The organism is Kaarinaea lacus (genome assembly GCF_975902315.1).
Genome location: NZ_CDLKIE010000050.1, coordinates 1 through 4,118 on the forward strand (window position 1 = coordinate 1; position 4,118 = coordinate 4,118).

Annotated in this window: 2 protein-coding genes; both read right to left on the reverse strand. The window is 48.0% G+C overall.

The annotated features are described in order from the left end of the window. Positions 1–206: 206 nt before the first annotated feature. Positions 207–569: a hypothetical protein gene (locus ACWVCM_RS00875; RefSeq protein ID WP_455199805.1), complete on the reverse strand. Its 363-nt coding sequence runs from the start codon at positions 567–569 to the stop codon at positions 207–209. A gap of 30 nt (positions 570–599) precedes the next feature. Beyond that, complete coding sequence (locus ACWVCM_RS00880; RefSeq protein ID WP_455199806.1) at positions 600–4,046, reverse strand: error-prone DNA polymerase; 3,447 nt, start codon at positions 4,044–4,046, stop codon at positions 600–602. Between the last annotated feature and the right edge of the window lie 72 nt (positions 4,047–4,118).

The following is a 4,118-nucleotide window of genomic DNA, read 5'->3' on the forward strand; positions in this document are numbered from 1 at the left end:
CGCATTTAGTAGACTAAGCGACACAACACATAGAATAAATAATTTACGATTCATGTTTATTGAAAGCTAACAGTTGTTTATACAGAATGTCTAAATATGGGCATGTTTCCATATTTAGACATAATACTCCATATATAGGCATTTGTGTCCAAATATGGAAAAAATCCAATTATGAAAAACAACCGCAGTTAAGCTTTTCTTGAATTTTATATGATTTCCTGAATTCGGTTATCCACACCTAACACATATGCCTTGTGACAGGGAATTTTCCACATTCGTTTATCTTTTATCCATATTCCACCATTCATTTTAATCTTTCGTCTTAATTCTTCTTCATGATAGTCAACTTTTATTAGCACATGCCGGTTTGGGTGGGGATCCAGTTTCCTTTGTACTTCGGCATTTAGTTTGGGATATAGTTTACGGTTTACCACGTATTCTATTGTCGTTAGTTGTTCTTTTGTTTCTTCATCGTATCGATAACGTACACATAATAATTTCTTGCCATACTTTTCCAGATATTTTTTAGTTCCAGGCATCCCTGGGTTCATTTTTTTTATAACTTTCATATGGTTACTCCTTTATTATTATAGTTAGCTTTAACAAAAATCCCTCGATTGAGTCGTTAGGGTTCCCAACCATGAACTAAGGTCTTCCAATCGTGCAGCAATGATGTGCAATACACCGTCCTCTTGCTGAATAGTGCCATGTACGGCAAGCAAGCGTGCTTTTAACAGTTCCCTGGCCTGACGTTCGGCAAGTTTTGGCCAGACCACTACGTTGGTTTGCCCGGTTTCATCTTCTAACGTGACAAACACCACGTTGCCTGCTGAGCCGGGACGTTGGCGACAAATCACCAGGCCTGCGGTTGTTATTTTTGTATCGTTAGGTAATTCCCATAGTTCTTCGGCTTTGCGAATGCGGCGTTCAGATAAACGGTTTCTTAATAAAGCCAGGGGATGACGACCGAGTGTTAACCCTGTCGTAGCATAATCTGCAACAATGTTTTGTCCTTCGCTGGGCCTGGAAAGCATGACTTCGGCTTCTGTGAAGTATGGTGTTTGAAAAACGGGGATGTTGTTTTCGATCCCTGCGACTTCCCAGTAGGCACGATGACGGTCACCGCTTAAGCTTTGCAGCGCATTTGCTGCTGCAAGACATTCGAGATCCTTTTTGTTTAGTTGGGCGCGGGTGGCAAGATCCTGTACGCTGGTAAAAGCCTGTTGTTTACGCGCGTTGATGATGTTATCGATGCCTGTTGTGGACAGGCCTTTGATCATGCGCAGGCCGAGACGTAGGGGTGGGTTGAAATGCAAATCCCCCCTGGCCCCCCTTTGGAAAAGGGGGGAATGGTTGGGTAGTCTTTGCAAAGGGAGGGAATGTTTTGGTGACCTTTGCAAAGGGGGGGAATGTTTTGGTGACCTTTGCAAAGGGGGGGAATGTTTTGGTGACCTTTGCAAAGGGAGGGAATGTTTTGGTGACCTTTGCAAAGGGGGGGAATGTTTTGGTGACCTTTGCAAAGGGGGGAATATTTTGGTGACCTTCGCAAAGGGGGAGGAATGGTTGGGTGGCCTTTTAGAAAGGGGGGGACTGTTTTTGCTTTCCCCTTTTATAAAGGATGGACTTTTTTTACTTCCCCCTTTTTTAAAGGGGGATGAAGGGGGATTTTGATTTTCATATTCTATTGTGCAGTCATGTGCGCTGGTGTTGACGTCAACGGGCAACACATGAACACCATGTTTACGGGCATCTATGATGAGTTGTGCCGGCGCATAGAATCCCATGGGTTGGCTGTTAAGTAAGGCACAGGTAAATGCGGCGGGATGATAGCACTTGAGCCACGAAGACGCATACGCCAGCAAGGCAAAGCTCGCGGAGTGTGACTCAGGAAAACCGTACTCTCCAAATCCTTTTATCTGGTTAAAGATTTGTTGCGCAAACTGTTCGGTATAACCGCGCGCTTTCATGCCTTCGAGAAGTTTCCCTTCGAACTGGTCCAGGCCACCTTTGCGTTTCCAGGCGGCCATACTGCGGCGCAGTTTATCGGCCTCCCCTGCGCTAAATCCCGCCGCGACCATGGCCAACTGCATGACCTGTTCCTGGAAGATGGGTACGCCCAGGGTTCGGCTTAATACGTCTTTTACCGCTTCGCTGGGATATGAAATTTTTTCTTCCCCGTTACGGCGTCGTAAATAAGGGTGTACCATGTCGCCCTGGATGGGCCCGGGACGAATAATCGCGATTTCAATCACGAGGTCATAATAGTTATGCGGTCTTAGGCGCGGCAACATGGACATTTGCGCGCGCGACTCGATCTGGAACACGCCAATGGTGTCAGCTTGCTGGATCATGTGATAGACCGCGGGATCTTCCGGTGGAATATCGGCCAGGGTAATGGTTTGTTTTGAGTAGCTACTTATATAAGTCAGTGCTTTGCGAATGGCACTGAGCATACCCAGCGCCAGGATGTCGATTTTTAGTAAGCCTAATGCTTCCAGGTCATCCTTTTCCCATTGAATGACGGTACGATCCTGCATTGTTGCATTTTCAATGGGCACCAGGTGCGAGAGCTTACCCTGGCTAATGACGAAACCACCCACGTGTTGCGATAAATGACGAGGGAATCCCAGTATTTGATGTACTAATATTACGAGGCGTTTGATGAGCGGGTTGTCGATGGAGAAACCGTTTTCCTGAAGCTGTTGCTGGATGGTTTCCAGGTGATGCCACCAGTAAATGGACTTGGCGAGACGATCTACCAGATCAAGGCTCATGCCAATGGCTTTACCTACATCGCGCACGGCACTGCGTGGGCGGTAAGTAATGACTGTTGCCGCCAAGGCGGCGCGTTCACGGCCATACTTTTGGTAAATATACTGGATTACTTCTTCACGACGTTCGTGTTCGAAGTCGACATCGATATCCGGTGGTTCGTTGCGCTCCTTTGATATAAACCGTTCGAACAATAGTTGCATGCGATCGGGATCGACTTCGGTTATTCCTAAGCAATAGCAAATTGCTGAGTTGGCCGCTGACCCCCTGCCCTGACAAAGGATGCCCTGGCTTCTGGCGTATCGCACAATATCGTGCACCGTTAAAAAGTAAGGTGCATAGACCATCTCTTCTACCAGCGCCAATTCGTGTTCGATGGCTTTTTTGACTTTATCGGGAGCACCTTGCGGCCAGCGCCGTTGCATGCCCTGCTCGGTGAGTTCACATAACCAGGACTGTGGTGTATGACCTTTAGGTACCAGTTCTTTGGGGTATTCATAGCGCAATTCATCCAACGAGAACTGGCAACGCTCTGCAATGTGAATGGTTTCTTCTAATAGCGCTCGTGGATATATCTTTTGCAAGCGCTGCCGGGAGCGCAACGACCGCTCACCATTGGGAAACAGCTCATAACCTAACTGGGCAAGAGGCTTGCCCAGACGAATCGCGGTGAGCGTGTCCTGTAGTGCACGACGCTTACGATGATGCATGTGCACATCACCGGTGGCGCACAAGGGTACCTGGTATTTTTTTCCCAGGACCTGCAGGGTTTGTAGTTGTTGCTGGTCATCACCGGTTAATAACAACTCCACGGCAATCCAGATACGTTGCGGGAAACACTGCGTCAACCATTGCAAGTGTTCATCATTGGCTGTCTGTTTGTCCAGGTCGGGGATCCACAATACCAGGCAACCTTCAGGGTAATATTGCTCGACAAGTTGCCGTGTCAGGTGATATTCGCCTTTATCGGCGTTGCGACGTGCCACGGTAATCAAATGGGACAAACGACCGTAACTGGCGCGGTCGGTCGCAAGTAATATAAAGCGTATACCCTCTTGCAGTTGAAATTCACTGCCAATGATTAAATGCAGCTTGTGTTCTTTGGCGGCGGTGTGGGCCCGCACCACGCCAGCCAGTGAGCATTCATCGGTAATGGCCAGGGCACGATAGCGTAAATAGGCGGCGCGTTCTACCAGTTCTTCAGGGAAAGATGCGCCGCGTAAGAAGCTATAGTTGGAGATGCAGTGAAGTTCTGCGTAGGGTGGGAGTTTCATTGATCCCTCGGGTGTTTTAAATCCCCCCTAGCCCCCCTTTTAAAAAGGGGGGGACTATTGGGTGGCCTTTGA

Excerpts from the sequence above, each read along its gene's own strand:
- ACWVCM_RS00875 (WP_455199805.1), bottom strand. The coding sequence starts at position 569 with ATGAAAGTTATAAAAAAAATGAACCCAGGGATGCCTGGAACTAAAAAA.
- ACWVCM_RS00880 (WP_455199806.1), bottom strand. The coding sequence starts at position 4,046 with ATGAAACTCCCACCCTACGCAGAACTTCACTGCATCTCCAACTATAGC.